Source organism: Gaiella sp. (assembly GCF_035710885.1).
In the GTDB taxonomy this organism is placed as follows: domain Bacteria; phylum Actinomycetota; class Thermoleophilia; order Gaiellales; family Gaiellaceae; genus Gaiella.
Genome location: NZ_DASTCS010000066.1, coordinates 26,822 through 49,547, shown reverse-complemented (window position 1 = coordinate 49,547; position 22,726 = coordinate 26,822). Strand labels below are relative to the sequence as shown.

Annotated in this window: 26 protein-coding genes, 1 tRNA gene and 1 pseudogene; 9 read left to right on the top strand and 19 right to left on the bottom strand. The window is 71.8% G+C overall.

All coding sequences use genetic code 11. The features are described from left to right. Positions 1 to 44 precede the first annotated feature (44 nt). Both VFO26_RS15535 and VFO26_RS15530 read right to left on the bottom strand, forming a co-directional pair. Positions 45 to 1,703, bottom strand: coding sequence for a GAF domain-containing protein (locus VFO26_RS15535; protein WP_325115971.1), 1,659 nt, complete (start codon positions 1,701 to 1,703; stop codon positions 45 to 47). A gap of 102 nt (positions 1,704 to 1,805) precedes the next feature. Beyond that, positions 1,806 to 2,963, bottom strand: coding sequence for an aminotransferase class V-fold PLP-dependent enzyme (locus VFO26_RS15530; RefSeq protein ID WP_325115970.1), 1,158 nt, complete (start codon positions 2,961 to 2,963; stop codon positions 1,806 to 1,808). A 21-nt stretch (positions 2,964 to 2,984) separates the two neighbouring features. On the opposite strand from VFO26_RS15530, the gene VFO26_RS15525 reads away from it, so the two are divergent. Then, positions 2,985 to 3,965, top strand: coding sequence for a zinc-dependent alcohol dehydrogenase family protein (locus tag VFO26_RS15525; protein ID WP_325115969.1), 981 nt, complete (start codon positions 2,985 to 2,987; stop codon positions 3,963 to 3,965). Here VFO26_RS15525 and VFO26_RS15520 read toward each other — a convergent pair. Genes VFO26_RS15520 through VFO26_RS15505 form a run of 4 tightly spaced genes read right to left on the bottom strand, consistent with a single transcriptional unit; the run spans position 3,962 to position 7,227 of the window. Beyond that, a complete protein-coding gene (locus VFO26_RS15520) occupies positions 3,962 to 4,996 on the bottom strand; it encodes an NAD-dependent epimerase/dehydratase family protein (protein ID WP_325115968.1) in 1,035 nt (344 codons plus the stop codon). The genes VFO26_RS15525 and VFO26_RS15520 overlap by 4 nt on opposite strands. 53 nt (positions 4,997 to 5,049) lie before the next feature. Next, positions 5,050 to 6,357 (bottom strand): copper resistance protein CopC, encoded by a 1,308-nt coding sequence (locus tag VFO26_RS15515; RefSeq protein WP_325115967.1) that lies wholly within the window; start codon positions 6,355 to 6,357, stop codon positions 5,050 to 5,052. After that, positions 6,354 to 6,935, bottom strand: coding sequence for a hypothetical protein (locus VFO26_RS15510; protein ID WP_325115966.1), 582 nt, complete (start codon positions 6,933 to 6,935; stop codon positions 6,354 to 6,356). The genes VFO26_RS15515 and VFO26_RS15510 overlap by 4 nt, the downstream gene beginning before the upstream one ends. Continuing rightward, complete coding sequence (locus VFO26_RS15505; RefSeq protein ID WP_325115965.1) at positions 6,919 to 7,227, bottom strand: hypothetical protein; 309 nt, start codon at positions 7,225 to 7,227, stop codon at positions 6,919 to 6,921. Before VFO26_RS15505 ends, VFO26_RS15510 begins: the two co-directional genes overlap by 17 nt. Before the next feature lie 120 nt (positions 7,228 to 7,347). On the opposite strand from VFO26_RS15505, the gene VFO26_RS15500 reads away from it, so the two are divergent. Beyond that, entirely contained in the window at positions 7,348 to 7,779 is a 432-nt protein-coding gene (locus VFO26_RS15500; protein WP_325115964.1) for a cytochrome P460 family protein, read from the top strand. A gap of 26 nt (positions 7,780 to 7,805) precedes the next feature. Here VFO26_RS15500 and VFO26_RS15495 read toward each other — a convergent pair whose 3' ends face one another. Together VFO26_RS15495 and VFO26_RS15490 are read right to left on the bottom strand one after the other, a co-directional pair. Beyond that, the gene (locus tag VFO26_RS15495) at positions 7,806 to 8,939 is read right to left on the bottom strand and encodes a CapA family protein (RefSeq protein WP_325115963.1); all 1,134 of its coding nucleotides are present in this window, start codon (positions 8,937 to 8,939) and stop codon (positions 7,806 to 7,808) included. Between the two features lie 11 nt (positions 8,940 to 8,950). Beyond that, positions 8,951 to 9,637, bottom strand: coding sequence for a zinc metallopeptidase (locus tag VFO26_RS15490; protein ID WP_325115962.1), 687 nt, complete (start codon positions 9,635 to 9,637; stop codon positions 8,951 to 8,953). A 38-nt stretch (positions 9,638 to 9,675) separates the two neighbouring features. On the opposite strand from VFO26_RS15490, the gene VFO26_RS15485 reads away from it, so the two are divergent. Next, the gene (locus tag VFO26_RS15485) at positions 9,676 to 10,524 is read left to right on the top strand and encodes a hypothetical protein (protein ID WP_325115961.1); all 849 of its coding nucleotides are present in this window, start codon (positions 9,676 to 9,678) and stop codon (positions 10,522 to 10,524) included. A gap of 70 nt (positions 10,525 to 10,594) precedes the next feature. Here the strand turns inward: VFO26_RS15485 and VFO26_RS15480 are convergent, their stop codons facing one another. The 3 genes from VFO26_RS15480 to VFO26_RS15470 are packed head-to-tail and all read right to left on the bottom strand — an operon-like array spanning position 10,595 to position 13,259. Further along, complete coding sequence (locus tag VFO26_RS15480; protein ID WP_325115959.1) at positions 10,595 to 10,882, bottom strand: metal-sensitive transcriptional regulator; 288 nt, start codon at positions 10,880 to 10,882, stop codon at positions 10,595 to 10,597. Further along, positions 10,882 to 13,059: a heavy metal translocating P-type ATPase gene (locus tag VFO26_RS15475; protein ID WP_325115958.1), complete on the bottom strand. Its 2,178-nt coding sequence runs from the start codon at positions 13,057 to 13,059 to the stop codon at positions 10,882 to 10,884. Before VFO26_RS15475 ends, VFO26_RS15480 begins: the two co-directional genes overlap by 1 nt. Continuing rightward, complete coding sequence (locus tag VFO26_RS15470; protein ID WP_325115957.1) at positions 13,059 to 13,259, bottom strand: heavy-metal-associated domain-containing protein; 201 nt, start codon at positions 13,257 to 13,259, stop codon at positions 13,059 to 13,061. Before VFO26_RS15470 ends, VFO26_RS15475 begins: the two co-directional genes overlap by 1 nt. Positions 13,260 to 13,348: 89 nt before the next feature. On the opposite strand from VFO26_RS15470, the gene VFO26_RS15465 reads away from it, so the two are divergent. Then, positions 13,349 to 13,774, top strand: coding sequence for a hypothetical protein (locus VFO26_RS15465; protein WP_325115956.1), 426 nt, complete (start codon positions 13,349 to 13,351; stop codon positions 13,772 to 13,774). A 104-nt stretch (positions 13,775 to 13,878) separates the two neighbouring features. On the opposite strand, the gene VFO26_RS15460 is transcribed toward VFO26_RS15465, so the two are convergent. Genes VFO26_RS15460 through VFO26_RS15450 form a run of 3 tightly spaced genes read right to left on the bottom strand, consistent with a single transcriptional unit; the run spans position 13,879 to position 16,167 of the window. Beyond that, positions 13,879 to 14,427, bottom strand: coding sequence for an NADPH-dependent FMN reductase (locus VFO26_RS15460; protein WP_325115955.1), 549 nt, complete (start codon positions 14,425 to 14,427; stop codon positions 13,879 to 13,881). Between the two features lie 3 nt (positions 14,428 to 14,430). Beyond that, a complete protein-coding gene (locus VFO26_RS15455) occupies positions 14,431 to 14,982 on the bottom strand; it encodes a YceI family protein (RefSeq protein WP_325115954.1) in 552 nt (183 codons plus the stop codon). 45 nt (positions 14,983 to 15,027) lie between these two features. Beyond that, entirely contained in the window at positions 15,028 to 16,167 is a 1,140-nt protein-coding gene (locus VFO26_RS15450) for a nitronate monooxygenase (protein WP_325115953.1), read from the bottom strand. 137 nt (positions 16,168 to 16,304) lie between these two features. Here VFO26_RS15450 and VFO26_RS15445 point away from each other — a divergent pair, with 137 nt between their 5' ends. Further along, a complete protein-coding gene (locus VFO26_RS15445; protein WP_325115951.1) occupies positions 16,305 to 16,631 on the top strand; it encodes a helix-turn-helix domain-containing protein in 327 nt (108 codons plus the stop codon). Positions 16,632 to 16,678: 47 nt separating this feature from the next. Here the strand turns inward: VFO26_RS15445 and VFO26_RS15440 are convergent, their stop codons facing one another. Together VFO26_RS15440 and VFO26_RS18010 are read right to left on the bottom strand one after the other, a co-directional pair. Continuing rightward, positions 16,679 to 17,206 carry a hypothetical protein gene (locus tag VFO26_RS15440; protein WP_325115950.1) on the bottom strand — a complete coding sequence of 176 codons (528 nt, stop codon included), beginning with the start codon at positions 17,204 to 17,206 and terminating at the stop codon, positions 16,679 to 16,681. A gap of 84 nt (positions 17,207 to 17,290) precedes the next feature. Beyond that, positions 17,291 to 17,485, bottom strand: a pseudogene (locus tag VFO26_RS18010) (helix-turn-helix domain-containing protein); the annotation flags it as partial. A gap of 106 nt (positions 17,486 to 17,591) precedes the next feature. On the opposite strand from VFO26_RS18010, the gene VFO26_RS15435 reads away from it, so the two are divergent. Further along, entirely contained in the window at positions 17,592 to 18,140 is a 549-nt protein-coding gene (locus VFO26_RS15435; protein ID WP_325115949.1) for a hypothetical protein, read from the top strand. A 140-nt stretch (positions 18,141 to 18,280) separates the two neighbouring features. Here the strand turns inward: VFO26_RS15435 and VFO26_RS15430 are convergent. Further along, positions 18,281 to 18,353: transfer RNA gene (locus tag VFO26_RS15430), tRNA-Thr, on the bottom strand. Positions 18,354 to 18,457: 104 nt separating this feature from the next. Here VFO26_RS15430 and VFO26_RS15425 point away from each other — a divergent pair. Then, positions 18,458 to 19,414 (top strand): hypothetical protein, encoded by a 957-nt coding sequence (locus VFO26_RS15425; RefSeq protein WP_325115948.1) that lies wholly within the window; start codon positions 18,458 to 18,460, stop codon positions 19,412 to 19,414. Here VFO26_RS15425 and VFO26_RS15420 read toward each other — a convergent pair. Together VFO26_RS15420 and tmk are read right to left on the bottom strand one after the other, a co-directional pair. Continuing rightward, positions 19,389 to 20,471 (bottom strand): hypothetical protein, encoded by a 1,083-nt coding sequence (locus VFO26_RS15420; protein ID WP_325115947.1) that lies wholly within the window; start codon positions 20,469 to 20,471, stop codon positions 19,389 to 19,391. The two genes, VFO26_RS15425 and VFO26_RS15420, sit on opposite strands and share 26 nt — an antisense overlap. After that, a complete protein-coding gene (tmk, locus tag VFO26_RS15415; RefSeq protein WP_325115945.1) occupies positions 20,455 to 21,042 on the bottom strand; it encodes a dTMP kinase in 588 nt (195 codons plus the stop codon). Before tmk ends, VFO26_RS15420 begins: the two co-directional genes overlap by 17 nt. A gap of 216 nt (positions 21,043 to 21,258) precedes the next feature. Here tmk and VFO26_RS15410 point away from each other — a divergent pair, with 216 nt between their 5' ends. Further along, a complete protein-coding gene (locus tag VFO26_RS15410; protein WP_325115944.1) occupies positions 21,259 to 22,149 on the top strand; it encodes an NAD-dependent epimerase/dehydratase family protein in 891 nt (296 codons plus the stop codon). A 29-nt stretch (positions 22,150 to 22,178) separates the two neighbouring features. Further along, entirely contained in the window at positions 22,179 to 22,697 is a 519-nt protein-coding gene (locus tag VFO26_RS15405; protein WP_325115943.1) for a LytR C-terminal domain-containing protein, read from the top strand. The last annotated feature ends 29 nt before the right edge of the window (positions 22,698 to 22,726 follow it).

Sequence of the window (22,726 nt, the reverse complement as noted above, 5' to 3'; positions counted from 1 at the left end):
ACCACGGCCCTCCGACCGCCTCACAGGTCGAGAATCGACACTCGCTAGGCCCCGGATGTGTCCATCCCGGACGCCAGCCGGAGCAGCACGAGCTTGACCGCGATCTCGATCATCAGCCAGTCGTCGGTGCGGAGGTCGAGGTCCGTGAGCTCCGCGATCCGGCGCAGCCGCTGCCGGAGCGTGTTCGGGTGGACGAACAGCGCCTCGGCGGTCGCGCTGATGTTCCCGCGGCGGCGGAGGAACTCGTCGAGCGTCGCGAGGAGCTGCGTCTGTCGCTGCCGGTCGTACACCGCAAGCCGCCCGACGGCGTCGACCGTCGCGTCGCGGATGGCGTCGCTCGCGATGCGGAGCAGGTACTTGTGGGCGCCGAGCTCCTCGTACATCGCCACCCCGGCCACCTTGCCGAGCACGGCCGCCCCGGTGAGCGCGTGCCGAGCCTCCTCGAACCCGTCGACGTACGCGGCGGGCTCGGAGCAGACGCTCGAGAGGCCGATCGCCTCGGCGCCGGGTGCCGCCTGGAGCGCACGCGCGGCGTCGGCGACGTGCTCCGCGCCCCGTCGGGTCACGGGGACGAGCGCCCTCACTGCCTCCCCGTCGCGATGGACGAGCGTCCCGGGCAGCGCGGACGGGAGCGCCGCATCGAAGCGCTCGTCGACCGCCTGCGCGAGGAGCACGACGTGCGGCAGGGAGAGATCGCAGCCGAGCCGCGCTGCCCGCCCCTCCAGCTCCGGGCCGGCGCGGCCGTGCGACAGCTGCTCGAAGAAGTCGGCGATCAGGTTCTGCTCGGTGAGCCGCTCGATCAGCCGCACCTTCTTGATGCCGACCGCGACCTGGCCTGCGATCGCGCGGGCCAGCTCCACGCGGCGCGTCGCGTCCGCCACGACGAGCCCGAGCAGCTCGTCGTCGGCGACGAGCGGCACGGCGACGCGTCCACGTCGCGCGCGCGTCGACAGCTCCGGCCCGAGCTCGGCGAGGGGGATCATCGGCCGCGCGGTCGCACCCGGCGGATGCGAGTAGCACAGCGTGAGGTCGTCTCCGCCGCGCTCGATGAGATACACGTGACACGCCTCCGCGTCCAGCAGCCGGCGCGCGCCGCCAGCAACCGCGGGGAGCAGCTCCTCGAGCGCCTCCGTGCGCGCGATCGCCTCCGCGAGCTCCGTCAGCGCCTCGAGCTCCTGCACCCTCCGGCGCATCTCGCCGTAGAGGCGCGCGTTCTCGATCGCGCCCGCCACGAGCGAGGCGGTGGTGACGACGAACTCGACCTCCTCCGGCGAGAACTCTCGCGGGGCCTCGGTGTGGGCGGAGATGACCCCGATCACGTCGCCGTCCGTCCCCACGATCGGGACGGAGAGCAGTGACTGGAAGCGCTCTTCCTCCAGCTCGGGGACGTACTTCACACGGGGATCCGCGAGCAGGTTCTCCGGGATGAAGGCCGGCTCCCGGTGCTCGGCCGCCCACCAGGCGAGCCCCTCGCCTCGCGGCAGGTCGATCTGGCCCGCAAGATGGCCGTACGGCTCGGAGGCGGCGCGGAGCACGAGACGGCCGCCGCTCGATTCCATCAGGTACACGAAGCACGCGTGCACCGCGCTCGCGTCGGTCAGGAGGCGGACGACCGCGGCGAGCACCTCGTCCAGCTCGAGCGAGGAGGAGACCGTCGACACGATGCGTGTGAGGAACGAGTCCTCGCGTGCGCGCGAGCTCACGCGCAGAGGCTAGTAGGTGGCGCCGCACGGTGCAGGCGCAGGGGCGCGCGGGTGGGCCGTCGGCCGTTCGCTAGCCCGCCGGCGGAGGGTGCCGCCCCTCGCTCAGTGCTGCGCGAGGGCCCCCAGATGCCGCACGTGGGCGCCCGTCTCCAGGATCTGGCCGATCTGGTCGAGGACGAAGCGGAGCTCGTCGTCGGAGGTGTAGTAGTGCGGCCCGAGCCTGATGCCCGCGTCCGGGCGGAAGTCGCAGAGGATCTGCCGCTCGGCCAGCTCGCGGTGCACCGCCGGGAAGTCGGGTACGTGGACGGTGACGGTCCCTCCGCGGCGCTCGGGCGCACGGGGGCTCCGCACCTCGAATCCCGCGGCGTCGGCGAGATCGATCAGAAGCTGCGTCTGACGCAGCGAGTTGGCGCGGATCCGTTCGACGCCGATCCCCTCGATCAGGTCGTAGCCGGCGGTCGCCGCGTAGTGGGCGGGAACGTTCGGGGTGCCGGTGAGAAATCTCGCCGCGCCCGACGCGTAGCGCATCTCCTCCTCGAAGCCGAAGGGCGCCTCGTGCGCCTGCCAGCCCGTGAACGTCGGCGAGAGCCGCTCGGCGAGGTCGGGCCGGACGTAGAGCCAGCCGTTGCCGGGCCCGCCGCAGAGCCATTTGACCGAGCCGCCGACGGCGAAGTCGACGCCGAGCGCGGCCACGTCGACCGGAACGATCCCCGCCGACTGGTAGCAGTCGAGGATCACGTGGGCGCCGACCTCGTGCGCCCGCCGCACGATCGGCTCGACGTCCTGGATCTCTGCCGTCCTGAAGAGGACGTGGCTGATCGGCACGAGCAGCGTCCGCTCGTCGATCGCGTCGACGATCGCCCCGTCGTCCTCGCAGACCACGACCTCGAGCCCGGGTTGCGCCTGGTACAGGTAGCGCACCGAGGGGAAGTTCCCGCGCTCGTACACGACCCGGTTCCGCTCCGGCGCGATGGGGAAGAAGCAGGAGAGCACCACGGCCTCGGCGACCGCGACGTTCTGGTGCATCACCGTCGAGCCCGGCGGGGCTCCGACGATACGGCCGACCTGGTCACCGACCGTCATCGGCATCGTCCACCAGCCCTCTCCCCACGCCCGGATCCCCCTCTCCCGCCACATCCGTGCGTACTGCGCGAGCCGTTCCTCCGCCCCCCGCGGCATCGCCGCGAGGGAGTGGTTGATGAGGTACGTGGTGTGCTCCAGGATCGGGAACTCGGAGCGATAGTCGAGGAGATCCCGCACGAGGAGGAGACTAGACCGACGATGAGGGCGATGGTGCTCCGCAGCCCGGGGGCCCCGTTGGAGGCGGCCGAGCTCCCCGATCCCGTGCCGGGCCCGGGCCAGGCGCTGCTCCGCGTGCTCGCCTGCGGCGTCTGCCGCACCGACCTCCACGTGCTGGACGGCGAGCTGACACGTCCCAAGCTGCCACTCGTGCTCGGGCACGAGATCGTCGGTGAGGTCGTCTCGAGCGCCGGGCGCTTCGACGCGGGCGACCGGGTGGGCGTGCCCTGGCTCGGGTGGACGTGCGGCGAGTGCGCGTACTGCCTCGGGGGTCGGGAGAACCTCTGCGACGGCGCACGCTTCACCGGCTACGACACCGACGGCGGGTACGCGGAGCTCTGCGTCGCCGACGAGCGGTTCTGCTTCCCCATCCCCGGCGGCTACCCCGATCTCCAGGCCGCTCCGCTGCTCTGCGCCGGGCTGATCGGCTACCGGTCGCTGCGGCTCGTGGGAGACGCCACCCGGGTCGGGCTGTACGGGTTCGGGGCGGCGGCGCACATCGTGTGCCAGGTCGCAGCGCACGACGGACGCGAGGTGTACGCCCTGACCCGGCCGGGAGACGAGGCGGCGCAGGCGTTCGCGCGCTCGCTCGGTGCGACATGGGCCGGCGACACCGCCGAAGGACCGCCGGTCGAGCTCGACGCGGCGATCCTCTACGCGCCGGCCGGCGAGCTCGTCCCGACCGCGCTCCGCCATGTCGGGAAGGGCGGCAGCGTCGTCTGCGCCGGGATCCACATGAGCGACATCCCCGCCTTCCCCTACGAGCTGCTCTGGGGAGAGCGCGTGGTGCGCTCGGTCGCGAACCTCACGCGTGCCGACGGCGAGGAGTTCCTCTCGCTCGCCCCCGCGGTGCCCGTGCACACGGAGGTCGAGGCGGTCCCGCTGGCCGGGGCGAACGAGGCGCTCGCCCGCCTGCGAGCGGGCGCGGTCCGCGGCGCGCTCGTGCTCGTCCCGGAAGCCTAGGAGAGGCGCCTGAGCAGCCCCAGCGCACGCTGGTCCCACGGGACACGGTGCGTGAGCCCCGCCCCGCGGAGCTCGTCACGGTGCGAGAGATACCAGTCGTACGTCGCGCACAGGGTCTCGGCGTTCGAGAGCCGCGGCTCCCAGGCGAGCAGGTCGCGGGCCTTGTCGATCGAGACGAACGAGTCCTTGTGCGCAGTGCGGTAGTGCCACTCGGCGAGCGGAGAGAGCCGCGCGAGCTCCAGCGCCCGCAGCGCCAGCTCGGCCGGTCTCGCGGGCACGGGCCGCAGTCTCGAGCGCGAGCCCGCATGTTCGATCAGCGCCTCGAGGTCCTCCCGCACGGTGCCGAACCGCCCTGCGCCGACGTTCAGCGCCTCGCCCGCCACCACGACCGCGTCCAGGCATCGAGCCATCGCCTCGACGAGGTCCTCGACGGCGAGCAGCTGGTAGCGGTTCCCGCCGTCTCCCAGGATCGGGATGCGCCTGCCCTCGCGGATCCAGTCGAACAGGATCTCGAACACGCCGAGCCGCTCCGGCCCGACGAACGTCTTCGGCCGCACGATCACGGCCTCGAGCCCCCGGAGCCCGAATGCCTCGCACAACCGCTCGGCGTCGATCTTCGACTCGCCGTAGTGGCCGACGCCCACGAGGGGGTCGTCCTCGCGGATCGGATGGCGCTCGGGCACGCCGTAGACGGCGGTCGACGACACGAGCACCACGCGGCGCACTCCCGCCTCGACGGCCGCGCCGAACGTCACCGCCGCGCCCTCCACGTTCACCGACCGGATCGCCGCCCGGCTCTCCTGGATCGGAAGCGCGGCGGCGGCATGGACGAGCACGTCGGCTCCGGCCGCCAACCGCCGTGCATCCGACGCGAGCCGGACGTCGCCGCGAAGCTCCTCCACGTGGCCCTCCAGCGCCGAGTCGTCGAGCGGTGCGAGATCGAGGGTGCGCACCGAATGCCCGTCGGCGACGAGGCGTCGGGAGAGATGCAGGCCGAGAAAGCCCGCGCCGCCGGAGATCGCGACGAGCACGGGTCGGAAAGCTAGCGACGGCGCCGCCGCCCGCGGCGTGCGCTCGGCGGTACCTACGGCACGGAGCTGGGCACCGCGCTCGACGGGCCGGTCTCGACCGGCGGCGGCGCTCCGTTGACGAGGACGGCCGCCGCGAGCAGCACCGCCATCGCGACGGCACTCTCCCCGAGCAGGCTGCGGCCGACCCCCGAGGGCGACTCTCCGCGCTCGAGGCGCGGCCGGACGAAGGTGTGGTGGATCCCGCCCCAGGCGAGCGCGACGAGCACGAGCCCGATCTTGACGAGCAGCGTGTGGCCGTACGAGGTGCTCCAGAGGTCGTCCAGCGCGGGCAGCCGCTCGATCGCGACGAACGTCCCGGCCAACACGAGGACGCCGATCAGGACGACGGCGATCCGCGAGAAGCGCAGGAAGGCGGTGCGGCGGAGGTCCGGCGCGAGCGGCCAGACGACGAGGGCGAGCGTGAGCACGCCCCCGACCCAGAGCATCGCCGTCACGAGGTGTACCCAGTCCGCGATCTGCCCGAGCACCGACGCGTTCGGCTCGGTCGCCTGGTGCCCCGACAGGGGATAGCCCCATACGAGGGCGATCACGAGCAGGAACGCGGGCCAGCGGAGCTCCGGCCGGTCGAGCGCCCATGCGACGACGAGGATCGTCAGGCAGATACCGAAGCCGAGCGTCGTGACCAGGAACGCCGTTCCGAAGCGGGTCGAGTCGGCGAAAGGCGACAGGTCGGCGTAGAGGAGGTCGACCCCCGAGACCTGCAGGGCGTTGGCCGAACGGATCACGAAACCCACGATCCCGGCGTTGAGGGCGAGCACCGCCCCGAGCGTTCCCAGCAAATAGACGCGCTGCTCCACACGCTCGTCCACGACCCGCGGGAGGACGAGCAGCCGGATCCCGACGACGCCCAGCACGAGCGCCAGCGAGGCGAACAGGGCCCAGCGCGCGACGTCGTCGCGCCACGTCATGCCGGAGGCACCCACCGCCTCCGTCGGAGGCGGCGCCTCCACCCCCACGCCGAAGGTGAACACGCCGTGGCCGATGTGACCGTCGGCGGACAGCTCCCGCCAGCGAACCGTGTAGGCCTCGCCCGCCACGAGCCCCGTGACCGGCGCCCGCATCACCGTCCCGCGGTCCGACTGCTCCACCGCCCCCGACACCGTGCGCCCGTCGGAGGCCAGCACGACGATCCCGTCCGGGGGCGCCGTGACCGCCTGGTCGAAGCGCAGCACGACCTCGCTCGGCGGCGTGTCGACAGTCCCCTGGACCGCAGGCGTCGCGCCGGACATCGACGCGTGTGCGGCGGCGAGGCCCGGGACGACCAGCGCGAGCGCTCCGGCCGCGAGGAGCGCGCGTCTCACGGCGGCCCGCCCGCCAGGTCGGAGAGGTGCCCGAAGATCGGCGCGACGTCGCGGTCTGCGAAGAGCATCACCGCGACCGCCACCCACGTCGCCGCGAACCCCCACGCCCAGATCGAGCGGCGTGGCCGGAACGCGGCCCCGAGCGGGAACAGGGCCGACACGACGAGCGTCCAGCCGATCAGGTGGTGCAGGAAGGCGGACCGGGCGAACAGCCACCCGTTCTGCTCGTGGACGAGGAAGGCCGCACCCGTGACCAGGAGCGCTCCCGAGGTCACGAGCGACCAGTAGGACGAATGGAGCCGGCCGCGCACGACGGCGAGCTGAACCGCGCCCGCGGCGGTGGCCGCCTGCGCCCAGAGCGAGTGGGCGACCAGGTGCAGCGTCGAGAACGTCGAGAAGATGGTGATCACCCACAGCCACATCCCTGCGAGCAGCGCCAGGGAAGGCCACAGGCACGCGCGCCACGCGCGCCGGCGGAAGACGGCGGGCCCGACGATCGCCTCGGCGAGGAGGACGAGGCCGAAGAAGAGGAATCCGGCGGCGAACAGCCAGTGAGCTACTTCAGCCCGAGGCAGCATCTCCGCTCTCGCCGCTCGTCCGGTCGAGGTCCTCGATGAGCCCGGGCGCCACCAGGAAAGCGAAGAGGAGCCCGACGAGCACGACGAGGAGCGGCGGCTGGACCGCCCAGTCCCAGAAACCCTTTCCGTCGGGGTAGAAGAAGGTCACGCGATACGGCTGCGCGAACGCCCAGACGATCCCGCCGAGCACCGTCAGTGGGCCGAGCGCCTCGACCGCGAGCACGCGCAGGCCCTTCCGCGCGGCGCGCGGCTCGTCCGCAGTGTGTGCACGGGGGGTGACGAGCTCGTTCACGACGGGTCGGGGGGTTTGCCTGCCGTCAGTCTGCACAGGCGGACCGCCGCAACGCAAACCGGTACCGATTTAAGGATTCCGTCGTGGTCACGGCCGGGGCGGGCCGGGATGATGACCCGTATGCGCGTCGCCGTGTCCGTGCTCGCAACCGTTGTCGCCGTCGCCTCGGCCGTCTCGGTCGCAGCACTCTCCGCGCCGACGAGGAACGGGCTGCCCGCGTACACGGACGGGTACGCCCGGTGGACGAAGCTCAATCGACGGCCCCTGACCGCTCCGGGCGCGCACAACGGCGTGAAGAACGTCTACGCGAGCAGGCCGCGTGGGAGGAATCGCCTGTTTCCGAACGGCACTGTGATCGTCAAGTCGATCGCCGAGCCCGGGGCGAAGGGCCTGGCGCGCCAGGTGGCGGTGATGCGAAAGGCCCGCGGGCGCTGGCAGTGGGTCGAGTACGACCTCCAGGGTGCGCGCTACGGCGTCCTGGCGAAGGGCTCGCTCTGCACGTCGTGCCACATGCAGGCACGGGCCAACGACTGGGTGTTCACGAAGCGCTGACGGCGGCGCCGGGCACGTGCCCTTCGCTAGCCGGCGAGGATTCCGTCCGCCGAGATCTCGACCGCCCGGGTCCCGAAGTCCTCGCGCGAGAGCGAGCGCAGCATTCCGTGGGCCGTCTCGGCCGGATCGAGTGCCGGCAGGCCCGGGCCGACGAGGTGCGTGGGGACGACCCGGCCCGTCTCGAACGTCCCATCGCCGCGCAGGGTGATGCGCAGAATCGCGCTCGTGGAGAGCGGGCCGCCCATCGAGAACACCTTGTACCCGGCGAAGTTGCCGAGTGAGTAGGCGATCAGGCGCTTCTTGTGCCATTCCATCCCGCGCAGCACGTGCGGGCCGTGGCCGACGACGAGGTCGGCCCCGGCGTCGACGACCGCGCGGGAGAAGCGCACGACGTTTCCTCGGTTCTCGCCGAGGAAGCGCTCGGTGCGGCGGGTGACGTGCTGATGGTCGCGGCCCTCGGCTCCGGCGTGCATGGTCACGACGACGACGTCCGCGAGCCGCGACGCCCTGCGGACGAGGCGCTTCGCGGCCGCGATGTCCGTGAGCGACGCGGCCCAGGGGTACGATGCGAAGCCGACCAGCGCCACGCGGATCTCCCCGACCGTCTGCACCGTGACCTGGCCGGGCCTCCCCGTGTGCTCGAGCCCGACGCCCGTCAGCGCGGCGATGGTCTGCTCCAGCCCCCGCCGGCCGAAGTCGTAGGCGTGGTTGTTGGCGAGGTTCATGACCGTGAACCCCGCCTGCGCGAGCCAGCGCGCGTACGACGGGGGCGTCTGGAACGCGAAGCAGTCGGTGCTCCTCGCCCCGCACTTCGAGCCGCCGCCGGTCGAGAGGGTTCCCTCCAGGTTCCCCAGCACGACGTCGCCGGCCAGGTCGGTCTGCACGTCGGAGAAGAACGAGCGCCCACCGTCCGGGGGCAGGTTGGGGGTCGACCCCATCACGATGTCCCCCGTCGCGACGATTGCCACCACCCCCGGCGGGACCTTCGGCCTCGCCGGCACGGCCTTCGCCGCCGGCCGAGGCTCCGGCTGCTCGACGGCCTGGACGTCGGGGCGTGCGGCGGTCGCCGGTCTCGGCCCGCCGTCGACGAGCAGCGAGAACACGAACGCGCTCGCGGCCACGACTGCGCCGGCACGCACGATCAGCGCGATCACCCGCACGACGGGGCTGCCTAGTTGCGGTTGCCGAGGAAGACGAGCGCGTAGTACGCGAGCTGCGACAGCGCGGCGAGCGCGCCGGCGACGTACGTCATCGCCGCCGCCGTGAGCACCTTGCGGGCGCCCTGCGCCTCACCCTTCGTGACGAGGCCCATCCCGTTCAGCTGGCTCATCGCACGGCGCGACGCATCGAACTCGACCGGAAGCGTCACGAGCTGGAAGAGCACGACGACCGCGTAGAGGATGATCGCGAGCGTGACGAGCCCGAAGATCTGCGCGAAGGCGCCGATCATGAGCAGGAAGATCCAGGCGTTCGAGGCGAACGCCACGACCGGCCACATCGCCGACCGCGCCCGGAACGGCGCGTAGGCCTTCGCATGCTGGATCGCGTGCCCGACCTCGTGCGCGGCGATCGCGGTGGACGCGATCGCGCGGCCCGCGTAGACCGGCTCCGAGAGGTGCACGGACTTCTTCCGCGGGTCGTAGTGGTCGGAGAGCGGCCCGCCGGGCGACGGCTCGACGGGAACACCCTGGAGGCCGTTCTGGTCGAGGATCTGGCGGGCGACCTCGGCTCCTGTGAGGCCGTTCACCACCTCGACCAGCATGTTCGCGGCCACCGTCCGCTTCAGCCACGCCTGGACGGCGAAGCCGATGATCAGCGGCGGAATCAGGAAGAGGAGATAGAGGCCCCAGTTGCCCATCGGCGTGAAGGGTAACAACGACGTACGATCGCGCCAACGTGGGAGACGCTTCCGACGTGCACGGGCAGGGCGCGCAGCTCGGCGAGGCGTTCGACAACCCGCTCGAGCGGCTACGCCTGCTCTCCGGCGACGACGACGCGATCGCGACGTTCCTCGACGAGCTCGACGTCCAGTCCCCACGCGAGCGCGAGATGCTGGCGGAGCTGGCCCGCGCGTCCGTCCTGGCGCGACCCGACCGCTTCGACGAGGACCACCGTCGTGCGATCGAGGCGCTCGAGAGCCTGCGGCGCCACGGCTTCCACGGCTCGCAGGCGGGCGCGGGCCTCGGCCCGTTCCGGCTCGTCGTGCGCTGGCTCGTGCAGCTGGTCGCGCGCTACCTCGTCGTCTCCTACGTCAAGGAGGTCTCGACCACGCTCCGGAACCTCTACTGGATGCGCGAGATGGAGGCGGCGCCGGACTCGAGGGAGCTCAAGCTCCTCCGCCCCGCCCGCTTCGACGCGAACTACCTCGTCGAGATCATGCGCTCGCGCGAGATCGGCGTGCCGTCGTTCGTCATCGCGGGCCTGCTGATCCCGCTCGGTGCCTCGATCTGGCGCCTGATGACGGGCTTCACCTTCGACGACTGGTGGGTCGCCCTGGTGATCGGGCTCGTCGGAGTCGCGATCGGCGTCGGGCTCTCCTGGATCGTCCTGCGGGGAAGCGCGCTGGCGAGCACCCGTATCCGGCTCGCGGTCAGGGAGCCTCTGCAGGCGGTGTGGGACTCGGTCGGCCACTGCGGCCGCCCTCCGAAGGACGGCACGCGCAAGTTCGCGATCATCGCGATCGTCCTGATGGTCGGCGTCTGGGTCGTGTTCCCCGCGATCGTCGCCCTGGCGCTCGCGGTCTGAGCGCGAGCCGGCGGGAGCGAGCCGAGCGGGATTCGGCCTCGGCTCCGGCCCGGGCCTGCGTCCCTGCCCTTCAGCGCGTCCGTGAGAAGCGCTGCACCGCGGCAAGGAGCTCCTCGCTCTTCGCCCCGGCGACCGCGGCGTCGCCCGACGCGAGCGCCTCCGCGACGCAGTGCGTCACGTGGTCCTCGAGGAGCTTCGCGCCGACCTGCTCGAGGGCGGTGCGGACGGCGGCGATCTGCGTGAGGATGTCGATGCAGTAACGATCCTCCTCGACCATCCGCTCGATTCCCCGCACCTGACCCTCGATGCGGTGCAGGCGCCTGGTCAGGGCGTCCTTGTGCTTGGCGTAGCCGTGCATCAGATCTCCTCCCGGAGCGATGAGAAGCGCCGCAGGCGCAGGCTGTTCGTGACGACGAAGACGCTCGAGAACGCCATCGCCGCCGCCGCGACGATCGGATCGAGAAGCCCCGCGACGGCCAGCGGGATCGCCGCGACGTTGTAGGCGAAGGCCCAGAACAGGTTCACCTTGATCGTGCGCAGCGTCTTCCGCGACAGGCGGATGGCGTCGGCCGCGCCACGGAGGTCGCCGGAGACCAGGGTCAGGTCGCTCGCCTCGATCGCAACGTCGGTGCCGGTTCCGATGGCGAGCCCGAGGTCCGCCTGCGCGAGCGCGGGGGCGTCGTTGACGCCGTCGCCGACCATCGCCACGACCTCGCCGGAGGCCTGCAGCGCCTCGATCTCCGCGCTCTTCGCCTCGGGGAGCACGTTCGCGTGCACGCGCTCGATCCCGACCTCGGCGGCGACCCTGCGGGCGGTGCGCTCGTTGTCCCCGGTCAGCAGGACGGGCTCGAGCCCGAGGTCGCGCAGCCGCGAGACAGCCTCCGCGGAGGAGGGCTTGATCCGGTCTGCGATCACGAGGAGCCCGGCAGGGCGCCCGTCGATCGCCGCGGCGACGACCGTGTGACCCTTCGCCTCCTCGTCCGCGAACCGCGCCGCGAGGGCCTCGCCGAGCTCGACGCCGAGCTCCGCGAGCATCGCCGCACGCCCGACGACGACCGTGCGGCCCTCCACCACGGCCTCGACCCCGAGCCCCGCGCGGCTCGTGAAGCTCTCGACGGCCGGCAGCCGTCCGACAGCGTCACTCGCAGCCGCGGCGATCGCCTGTGCGATCGGGTGCTCGCTCGCCGCCTCGGCGGCGCCCGCCAGGCGAAGCAGCCTCTCCGGCTCGACGCCGGTCGCGGGGAGGGCGTCCGCGACCCACATCCGGCCCTCGGTGACCGTGCCGGTCTTGTCGAGCACGATCGTCGTGATCCGCCTCGTCTGCTCGAGCACCTCCGGCCCCTTGATCAGGATCCCGAGCTGCGCGCCTCGTCCCGTGCCGACCATCAGCGCCGTCGGCGTGGCGAGCCCGAGGGCACACGGACAGGCGATGATCAGCACCGCGACCGCTGCCGTGAAGGCGGCGGACCCGTCGCCCGTCGCGACCAGCCAGCCCGCGAGCGTGGCCAGCGCGACCACGAGCACGATCGGCACGAAGACGGCCGCTACGCGGTCGACGAGCCGCTGGATCGGCGCCTTCCCCGCCTGCGCCTCGGCCACGAGACGCGCGATCTGGGCGAGCGCCGTGTCCGCGCCGACCCTCGTCGCGCGAACCACGAGACGGCCCGAGGCGTTGATGGTCGCACCGGCGACCTCTGCACCGGGAACGACCTCGACGGGGACGGGCTCGCCGGTCAGCATCGACTCGTCGACCGCGGAGAGCCCCTCGAGCACGACGCCGTCGGTCGCGATCTTCTCGCCGGGCCGCACCACGAACACGTCGCCGACGGCGAGGTCGTCCGCCGGCACGAGCACCTCCTCGCCGTCACGGAGCACACGTGCCTCCCGCGCGCCGAGCTCGAGGAGGGCGCGGATAGCCTCGCTCGAGCGACCGCGGGCCCGGAGCTCGAGCCACCGGCCGAGCAGGATCAGCGTGGTGATCACCGCAGCCACCTCGAAGTAGGTGTGCGCCTCGATCCCACCGACGAGTACGACCGTCGACCACGTCCAGGCCGAGATCGTCCCGATCGAGATCAGCGTGTCCATCGTCGCGGCCAGGTGCCGTGCGTTCAGAAGCGTGGCGCGGTGGAAGGCGAGGCCGCACCAGAACACGACCGGGGTCGCGAGCGCGAGCGCGAGCCATTCCCAGCCGTCGAACTGCAGCGGCGCCACCATCGCCAGCACGGCCAGCGGCGCGGTGAGCCCGAGGGCGACGACGAGCCTCGTTCGCACCGCGCGGGCTGCGTCCGGAGCGTCGTACGGCTCGGTCGGCAGCGCAGCGTGGTAGCCGACGGCCTCGACCGAGGCGATCAGGTCGTCGACGGAGACGGCGGCCGGGTCGAACGACACCGACGCCTCCTCGGTCGCGTAGTTGACGGTCGCCTCGACGCCGTCGAGCTTGTTCAGCCTGCGCTCGATGCGCGCCGCGCACGAGGCGCACGTCATCCCGTCGAGCTCGAGCCGGAGTTGTTCCCTCTCTGGCGTCGCGACGGCCATCACGCCGCCTCGTACCCGGCTTCCTCGATCGCCGCGCGGATCGCCGCGTCGTCGAGCGACTGCCCACCCACGTCGACCCGCTTGGTCTCGAGGTTGACGTCGACCTCCTCCACACCGGGCACTCCGGACACCTCCTCGCGGACGGCCGCGACACAGTGCTCGCAGTGCATCCCGGGGACCGTGTAGCTACGAGCCTCCATGCTGCACAGCATACCCTATTGGGGTATAGGGTGCCCGCTCGCCGTCATGATTCCGCAATGACCGCCGGTTCCCACCGTCCGACGGCCGCGTGACCGGCCGGACGAGATCCGCCGCCGCGGGCGCCGCGGCAGCCGGCGTCTGGGCGCTGCAGGAGCCGCTCGACCAGCGGGTCTTCCGCTGCGACTACTCGGACGTCGCGATCCTCGGCAAGGCCTTGACCGGCGGGCAGCGCTGGCGGCCGGCGGGGCTCGTGCTCCACGTCGCGAACGGCGTCGCGTTCGGGCTCTTCTACCACGAGGTGCGCGCCCGGTGGCCTACCGCGCCTCGACGGCTCGCGCTCGGGCTGGCTCTCGGCGAGCACGTCGCGCTCTACCCGCTCACCCACCTCGTCGACCGTCTCCACCCGCGCCGCGGGACGCGGGGCATCCCGCCGCTCCTTCGCAACCGGCGCGCGTTCGCGCAGGCGACCTGGCGGCACGCGCTGTTCGGCGTCGTGCTCGGGCGGCTCGCCTGAGGGCTAGGGCGAGGCGGGCTCGAGGGCGAGCCAGACGGCCGGCGCGGCGGCGGCTCGAGCGAACGACGTCGCCGATCTCTGCTCGATGCAGTGTCCTGGCCCGGTCAGGCGGCACGGCTGGCCTGGCTGGCCGCGAGCTCGTCGACGGTCCTTTGGAGCGCCGTGGCCAGACGTGGGTCGCGGAGGCGGCCGTCGTCGGCGAACGCGGCATGTGCCGCGGGAACGGCGACCTCCGCATCGAGGACCGCGGCGCCGAGTGTCGTCAGTACCTTGCGGAGCTCGGCTTGCGCCCAGACCGCGCCGAAGAGACCGGTGCTCGCGCCGATGACGGCGACCGGCTTCCGCCTCAGGACGTTGTCCGGGAAGGGCCGCGAGACCCAGTCGACCGCGTTCTTCAAGTGACCCGGGATGGAGGAGTTGTACTCGGGCGTGGCGATCAGGAGCGCGTCTGCGGAGGCGATCGCGCGGCGGAGCTGCTCGACGGCCGGGTGCGCTCTCTCGAGGTCGAGGTCCTCGGAGTAGGGTGGCACAGCCGCGAGATCGGTATAGATCTCGAGGTCCGCGGGCGGCGGCAACAGTCGTCCGGCTGCCCGGAGGAGGGACGTGTTGTAGGAGCCGCTCCGCAGGCTCCCGGATAGGCCGAGGACGCGCACTCGCTACGCAGCGTCGGCGACGAGCTCGAGGTGAACGGAGACGTCGACGTCCCAGGAGAGCACGTCGTCGCCGTTTGGCAACTGTCCCTGGTAGTTCATCTGCCAGTCGCGGCGATCGATCCTCGAGACGAGGTCGATTGCGGCCCGTTGCCTGCCGTAGATGTCTTCGATCGGCGGCCGGTACGTCCCTGTGGCACGTATCGACTTCTCCATGCCCTTGATCGTCAGCGTGCCCTCGAGCTCGACGTTGCCGTCGTCGTGCATTCGCAGCGTCGCGGACTCGAAAGAGATGTACGGGTGGTTGCCTGCGTCGAGGAACTCGCTGCCTTCGACCACGTGCGCACGGAACTCGGGCGGGTGCTTGATGCCGATCGAGTCTGCCCGGGCGCGGCCCACCAGCCGATAGCCGCCTGCGGTCGACTCGAGCCGGGCGTCGACGTCCTCGAACGCGGTGCGGAACGAGCCCACGCCCATGTGACGTAGCGACACCTGGAACGAGGAGTGGGCGGGGTCGGCGCTGTATGCGCCGCTGAACGGATGAACTGCGGACGCCATTGCGGCTCCTTTCTGCTGTCTGTTCGGGATCGAGACGATGAACCGTCAGGCTTCTGGAATGGGCGCCTCGATGCGGTGGCCTTCGCCGGCGAGGAGCTGGTCGACGCCGTCGACGAGCGCCTCGAAGAGCTCCCGTGCGTGGTGGTGGCGCAGGAGTGGAGCGGCTTGGCCCGACCACAGGGAGTAGAGGTCGGTGCGGCCTTGCCTGCGAGCGGCGTCGACGACCGGTTTGAGCAGATAGCCCTGGTAGGGGTACGGCTCGATCGCGCCGCTCTCGGCGAGCTCGCTCATCGGGCGGTTCGGGATCCCGCGGGCGAGCCGCCCGCTGAAGGCCCGCGTCAGCTGCGTATGTCTCGCAGCCCGGCCGAAGAGCAGCGCCCGGTGCTCGGGCGTCGTGCCGGATTCCTCGGTTGCGAGAAACGCGGTTCCTATCTGGACGGCTTCCGCGCCGAGCATGAACGCCGCTGCGATCCCGCGCGCGTCGGCAATGCCTCCCGCGGCGACGACGGGCGCCCGAACCTCCTCCGCGACGACCCGGACGAGCGCCATCGTGCCGACGAGGGAGTCTTCGGCGTTGGCGAGAAACGCGCCGCGATGCCCACCCGCTTCGGAGCCGGACGCGACGATCAGGTCGACGCCGGCCTCGTCGAGCGCGACAGCCTCGTCGGGGGTGATGGCCGTGCCGATCGTGACGACTCCGCGTTCGCGACACGCCTGCAGCACGCCGTCGCCCGGAACACCAAAGACGAAGCTGAACGCTCGTGGCGCTGCGGCGATCACCGCTTCCACCTGATCCTCGAACGACGCGGCGAATCGATCCGGGTACAGCGGAGGCGTCACTGCGAGCTCTTCGTAGAGGGGCCCCAGGCGGTTCACCGCGTCGGCGAACCGTTCACGCGTCATTTCCGCCTCGACGACGTCATGGGTCGACACCCAGAGGTTGATCGCGAACGAGCTCTTCGTCGCCGCGCGAAGCTCCGAGGTCAGACCCGCGATCTCACCCGGCTCGAGATGGTGAGCACCGAATGAGCCCAGGCCACCCGCATTGGAGACAGCCGACACGAGCGCCACGCTCGACAGCCCGCCGCCGAACGGCCCCTGGATGATCGGATAGCGAAGATCCAGCATCTCGGCGACCCGCGTCCGTGGCCAGCCGCCGCCGGTCTGTGGGGGTCGAACTCGCATCGAAGATCACCATAGGTAACCAAGGTGCTTCTCGCAAGCAACTGCCAGTAGGCATCTGGTAACTTGGTGACACCTTGGTCAAGTACCGCAAGAGCCGGGTGGAGGCTCCGCCGACCGTGTGTCCGCTTTCGGAGTGCATGGCCTTCCTCGGGGGCGCATGGACGCCGAACATCGTCTGGTACCTCCGCGAGGGCCCACGACGCTTCAACGAGCTCCGGGGCGACATCGGTGGCGTCTCCGCCAAGATGCTCTCGGCCAGACTTCAGCGACTCCGCCACGACGGCATCGTCGAGCGCACGGTCATGCCGACCTCCCCGCCGACAGTGGAGTACGAGCTCACCGAACTGGGGCGGGAACTGCTCCCGGTGGTCGATGCGATGGTGCAGGTCGGGCCTCGCCTCAAGGCGCGTAGGCAGAAGACTCTGCAGTCGCATCCCGCCGCCGCACCGGCCGACGCCGCTTGACCCTCACCCCGGGCGTGTCCGCGCGGATTCCCGTACGTCGGCGGCAGCTAGCCGGTGCCCCGCGTCCAGGCCTGATGCGTTTCGGCGTTACCGGGAAAGAACGCTTCGACCCGGAGCTCTTGCGCGGTGACGTCGATCGGCGTGCCGATCGTCGACACGACAGAGAAGAAGCTGAGGCGATCGCCGCCGAACGCGAAGGCGACGTCGATGACCGGCAAGGTCGGTTTCGCGGCAGCGGCCTGGTCGATCAGCGACGCGACGTCGCGTCGGGAGCGGAATCTCTCGAGCCGTTCGGCGGTGGCGGGATCGATGACGCCCCCGACCGCTTCGCGCCGGCAACGTTCCAGAAGCTCGGGCACGACGGCCTCCCAGTTCAGCACGGCATCGCGGACCGCGCCGGGCTCGATCATCAGGTCGAGGACGTTGGCCGGCTCGGGTAGCGGCTCCGGAGCCAGCAGCTCGCCGAAGAGTCGCTGGGCCCCGTCGTTTGCCTGCAGGACGTTCCAGGCTCGGTCCATGACGACGGCGGGGAACGGCTCGTGCTTGGACAGCATCGATCCGAGCGCCAGGCGCACGCGGTCCAGCTCTGGGCCCTCGAGCTTGCTCGCCGCGTAGAGCGGCGCGTACCCGGCTGCGAGCAGGAGGCCGTTGCGCTCGCGAAGCGGTACCTCGAGCGCCCGTGCGAGCCGGACGACCATCCGGCGGCTGGGTTGCGACCGGCCGGTCTCGACGAAGCTGACATAGCGCGCCGTGGTTCGCGCCGCCCCTGCGAGGTCGAGTTGGCTCTTCCCCCGGACGCGGCGCCAATGCCGCAGCAACTCGCCGAAATCGACACGTGCTTGGGCGACGGCCACGACCCAATGCTAGGCGGCTACGGCGAGCTCGCACTTCCCTCCCAGGGAATTGCCGGGCTCACGGGGCGGCCGCATTCTTCGGACTCCGACGACCGAAGGAGATCCCATGATGGAGCTCACCATCCACAGCGCCGAGGACGCCCCGGACGGGTCGAAGGCGATCCTCGACGGCATCGCGGCCGATCTCGGCTTCGTACCGAACATGGCCGGCACCGCCGCGGGCTCGCCCGCCCTGCTGAGCGCGTTCGACGGGCTGCGCCGCGCAGTCGGATCCGGCCGGCTCGACCCGGTCGCACGCGAGACTGCCGGCGTGGCCGTCGGCGTCGCGGTCGACAACCGGTACGGCGTGGCGTTCCACTCGACGGTCCTGGCCAGCCTCGGCGTGGACGACACCGAGCTCGAGCGCATGCGCTCGAACAGGCCGCCATCGGACGCCAAGCTCGCCGCCGTCTACGAGCTCGCCCGAAGCATCGTGGTCGACCGTGGCAAGGTGGACGACGAGGCGGTCTCGCGCGCGACCGCGGCAGGGGTGACGACGCCGGAGATCCTCGAGATCGTTGCCGAATGCACGTTCGCAGGCCTCGTCGGGACACTCGACAATCTCGCCGGCCGAGTCGAGCTGGACGAGTTCCTCAGGCCTCGCGCCTGGAGCTGAGCCGCCTCGCAACCTGCGGCGGTCGGTGGCCGATCGTGTGACCGAGCGACCCGCGTGACTCGCTGTCGGCAGTGACGGACGATCGAGAGGCCCCCGAAAAGGGCCTCTCGACGTAGCGCGATCCCGCGTGAGTCCCGGAAAGCCGACGCGCGGCCTCGAACCGCGGACCCCTTCATTACGAGTGAAGTGCTCTACCAGCTGAGCTACGTCGGCCGGGGACGGCGAAGTGTAGCGCCGTGGGCCCGGCGAAAACCCCCCTGGGACCGGGGCGCGTGCTTAACCCGGGCGACACGAGCCGGCCTCTACCCTGGCCGGAGATGGCACGGTCGGCGCTGGTCGGGATGCTCGCAGTCATTGCCGCGCTCTCCTTCTCCGGCACCGTCTCCGCCCGCGAGGTCGTGTTGCAGGACGACGACGGGAGAGCGATGCACTTCGACGTCCGCGCGGACGTCGAGCTCGGGTGGTACGCCGGGTTGCTGCGGCGCGCCGCGCACGCCCACGAGATCTCGCGGGTGACGATCCGGATCGTGACCTGGGACGAGCTGCGCGACCGCTGCGGGCACGGCGCCGCGGGCTGCTACTCGCGCCGGACGGGCAACCGAGGAGTGATGGTCGTGCCGGCCGGAAGCGGCTTCGACACCGCGCACACCCTGATCCACGAGTACGGTCATCACGTCGACGCGAGCAGGCGCCACGGCGGCCTCGACGAGCCCAACGGGACGCCGCTCTGGTGGAAGGCTCGCGGGATGGCCGAGCTGGTCGAGGCCCGCAGCGTGCGCGACCGCTACGAGGTCGGCTGGGACCGGTCGATCAGCGAGGTGTTCGCGGAGGACTACGCATACACGAACCTCCGACGCGGCTACAAGATCGCCTGGCTCCATCCTCCCTCTCGAACCGTTCAGCAGGCGATCCGTGCCGACCTCGGCCTCGCCGAGCCGCCCGTGATCACGGGCACCGCACCTGCTCTCAAGCCCGTGGTGATCGTGAGGCAGGGGACACTCGACCCCAACGACCGTGTCTCGGTCCCCTTCGGGCTTCTCGGCCCGAACCGGCGTGTGCGCCTCGACGGCGCCTTCCGCCGCGGCTCGGGTGCTCGCGGCCGGGTCGAGGTCACGTGCGGGGACGTCCTGCGCCGCAAACTCCTCACGGGCACGAGCTCTACCGCGGCCCTCGTGCTGCCGCGGGCGGGCCCCGGTCAGTGCACGGCCTCGATCCTGAACACGGGCTCTCGCCCGCAGCGGTTCCGCTTCACGGTGCGACTGACGGTCGGCTGAGCTCACGCCGGAGGCGGACGAAGAGCGCCTCGAGCAGCAGCGGGGCGTTGAGGTTGAACTCCTCCGCCTCGCGCCATGCCTGGCGCACCAGGGCTGCGGCCCCCTCGGCACCGGCCCCCGCCCCTGCCGCCGCGTCCTCGCGCAGCTCTTCGAGCCGGTCGGCGTGGACGACCGCGGCCTCCGCGCCGTTCGCGACCACGACCAGGTCGCGGTACCACGCGCCGAGGTCGTCGAGGGAGGCGAGCACCTCGGCCTTCTCGGCGCCGAACTCGGCTCGACGCACCCGTTGCTCCGACTCGCGGGTAGGAAGATCGAGGTCGTCGACGCGAGCCTGCTCGCGCTCGCGGGCGGCTGCCCCCAGGGCGTCGGCGGCCGCCACGATCACGGCCGCCGCCGCGGCGGGGTCGAAAGCGTCGTCGCGGTACGCGGCGCGCGCCGTGTCGAGGAGGGCCGTGCGCCGGGCGCGCGCCGGCTCGTCCAGCAGCCTCGCCGCCCGGTCGAGCCGCCCGCCCGCGACCCGCCCCAGCACGGCGACCTCAGCGGGGGCGAGGCCCGGCGCCTTCACGGAGATCCACTCCTCGATCGCCGCGCGCGAGAGGCGCCGGAACGGAACGAGCTGGCAGCGCGATCGGATCGTCTCCGGGAGGGGGCCGAGCTCGTCGGCAACGAGGACGAGGGTCGCGTACCCCGGCGGCTCCTCGAGGTCCTTGAGGAGGCTGGCTGCAGCCTCGTCGTTCATCCGGTGCGCGTCGAAGATGAGGTAGACGCGGCGATCGGCCTCGAAGGGCCGCATGTGCAGGTCGTGGTGGAGAGCCCTGATCTCCTCGATCCGGATCATCTCGCCGAGCGCCTCGATCACGCGCAGGTCGGGGTGGGTGCCCGCGTCGACGCGACGGGGGTCGCCGAGCAGCACGCCGGCGAGGGCGCGGGCCGCGGAGCGCTTGCCGACGCCCGCCGCGCCGTGGAACAGGTAGGCGTGCGCCGGCCCGTCCGCGAGCGCGGCCTCGAGGAGGCGCTTCGCCTCGGTCTGCTCGGGCACGTCAGCGAAGGTGGTCACGGATCTCCGCCGCGATCTCGTCCGGGCCTCGCCGGCCGTCGACGACGACGTAGCGCTCGGGGAACCGGGCCGCCAGGTGATGGTACGCGTCCACGACACGGGGCCAGAACTCGGCGCCCGCACGTTCGATCCGATCTCCCTTGTCGCCGACGCGCGCGAGAGCGGTCTCGACGTCGATGTCGACGAGGAACGTCCGGTCAGGGACCAACCCGCCGACGGCGACGAGGTTCAGGTCGAGGATCGTGTCCAGCCCCAGGCCCCGGCCCGCACCCTGGTAGGCAGCGGAGGTGTCGAGGTACCTGTCGGAGATCACGGTGGCGCCGCGCTCGAGCGCCGGCCGGATCACCTGCTCCACGTGCTGGGCCCGCGACGCGACATAGAGCGCGGCCTCGGCCCACGGCGCAACGTGGTCGCCGTGCAGGACGAGCTCGCGGATCCGGTCTCCGAGCGGCGTGCCGCCGGGCTCGCGGGTCGACACGACGTCCACGCCGTCGCGCGCCAGCGCGTCGGCGAGCAGCCTCGCCTGGGTCGTCTTGCCGCTGCCGTCGAGGCCTTCGAACGTGACGAACATCGGCCGGACGTTAGACCACGCGTCCCGACACACGTCTAGAGGCTCGATGTGGGTTGGGGGGTGCGTGGCGGGGAGGGCATGCGCCAAGCAGCGTGGTCGTATCCGTGCTCGCCGATACCCGAAGGCATCGGTGAGCAGCGGGACGCCCGCGATGCGCCGCGCGCAGGCCCCAACCGCGCGTGCCCAGAACCCACATCAAGCGTCTAGATTGCACCGATGCGAGCCCTCGTCACCGGCGGTGCGGGCTTCATCGGCTCGCACCTCGTCGACGCACTGCTCGCACGCGGTGACGAGGTCGTCGTGGTCGACGACCTCAGCACGGGCCAGCGAGAGCACGTCGACCCGGCGGCGACGCTCCTCGAGCACGACATCCGAGAGCCGTTCGAGACCGACGCGGAGCTGGTCTTCCACCTCGCGGCGCAGGCGGACGTCGGCACCTCGATGGAGCAGCCGGCGTACGACGCGGAGGTGAACGTCGTCGGAACCGTGAACGTGCTCGAGGCGGCGCGGGCTGCGGGCGCGCACCTTGTCTTCTCCTCGACCGGTGGGGCGATCTACGGCGAGGTCGACGGGCCGGCGCGCGAGCGCTCCGCATTGCTGCCGGTCTCGGCCTACGGGCTCGCGAAGCGCTCGGCCGAGGTGTATGTCGACGGCTGGAACCGGGTCTTCGGGACGCGACACGTCACGCTCCGGTTCGCGAACGTGTACGGGCCACGCCAGTCCGCGTCGCTCGAGGGCGGCGTGGTCGCGATCTTCCTCGAACGGCTCGCCGCCGGCGAGCCGACGACGATCTTCGGCGACGGGTCGATCACCCGCGACTTCGTCCACGTCGACGACGTCGTCCGCGCCCTGCTCGCCGCCTCCGCCCAGGGCGGCGGTGTGTTCAACGTCGGCACCGGCGTCGAGACGACGATCGCCGGCCTGCACCGGCTCTGCGAGCAGGCCGTCGGGGTCGACGCGCCGCCCTCGTTCGGGCCACCCCGGCCCGGCGACGCGCAGCGCAGCGTGCTCGACACGGAGCTCGCGTCGCGCGAGCTCGGCTTCACTGCCTCGGTACGGCTCGCCGAGGGCATCGTCGCGACGTGTGCGGCGGTGGAGAAGGAGTAGCCGCACGGCGGGCGAACCTCGTTCGCGTCGTGGACCATCCGATCCGCCTCGATCGCGTCGAGCTCGCCGTCCGTCCCTGGCGCACTGCGACGCTGGTCGTCGCCGCCATCGCCGCCGTCGAGCTCGTCCTGCTGGTGATGATCGGCGGGGCGCTCCTGGCGAAGCCCGAGCCTGCCGTGCGCAGGGCCGCGCCCGAGGCTGCGGTTCCGACGAAGGCGGCGAAGGCGAAGCCGTCGCGCGCCGCGAAGGCGGCCCCGGCCGAGCTTCCGCGCCGCAAGGTGAAGGTCGTCGTCCTGAACGGGAATGGGCGCCAGGGCGCCGCCGCGTCCGCCGCCTCGCGCGTGACGGGGAAGGGATATCGGATCGGCCTCGTCGGCAACGCCCCCAGCCATGACTACGTCACGTCCCTCGTCATGTACCGCCGCGGCTTCGAGGGCGAGGCGCACCGGCTCGCCCGGGATCTCGGCGTGAAGGTGGTCAGCCCGCTCGACGGCGTCCGCCCGAAGCAGCTCCAGGGCGCGCACACCGTGCTGATCCTGGGCGGCTGACCCTCGGCCCGAGCTCGCGTGGGCCGGCG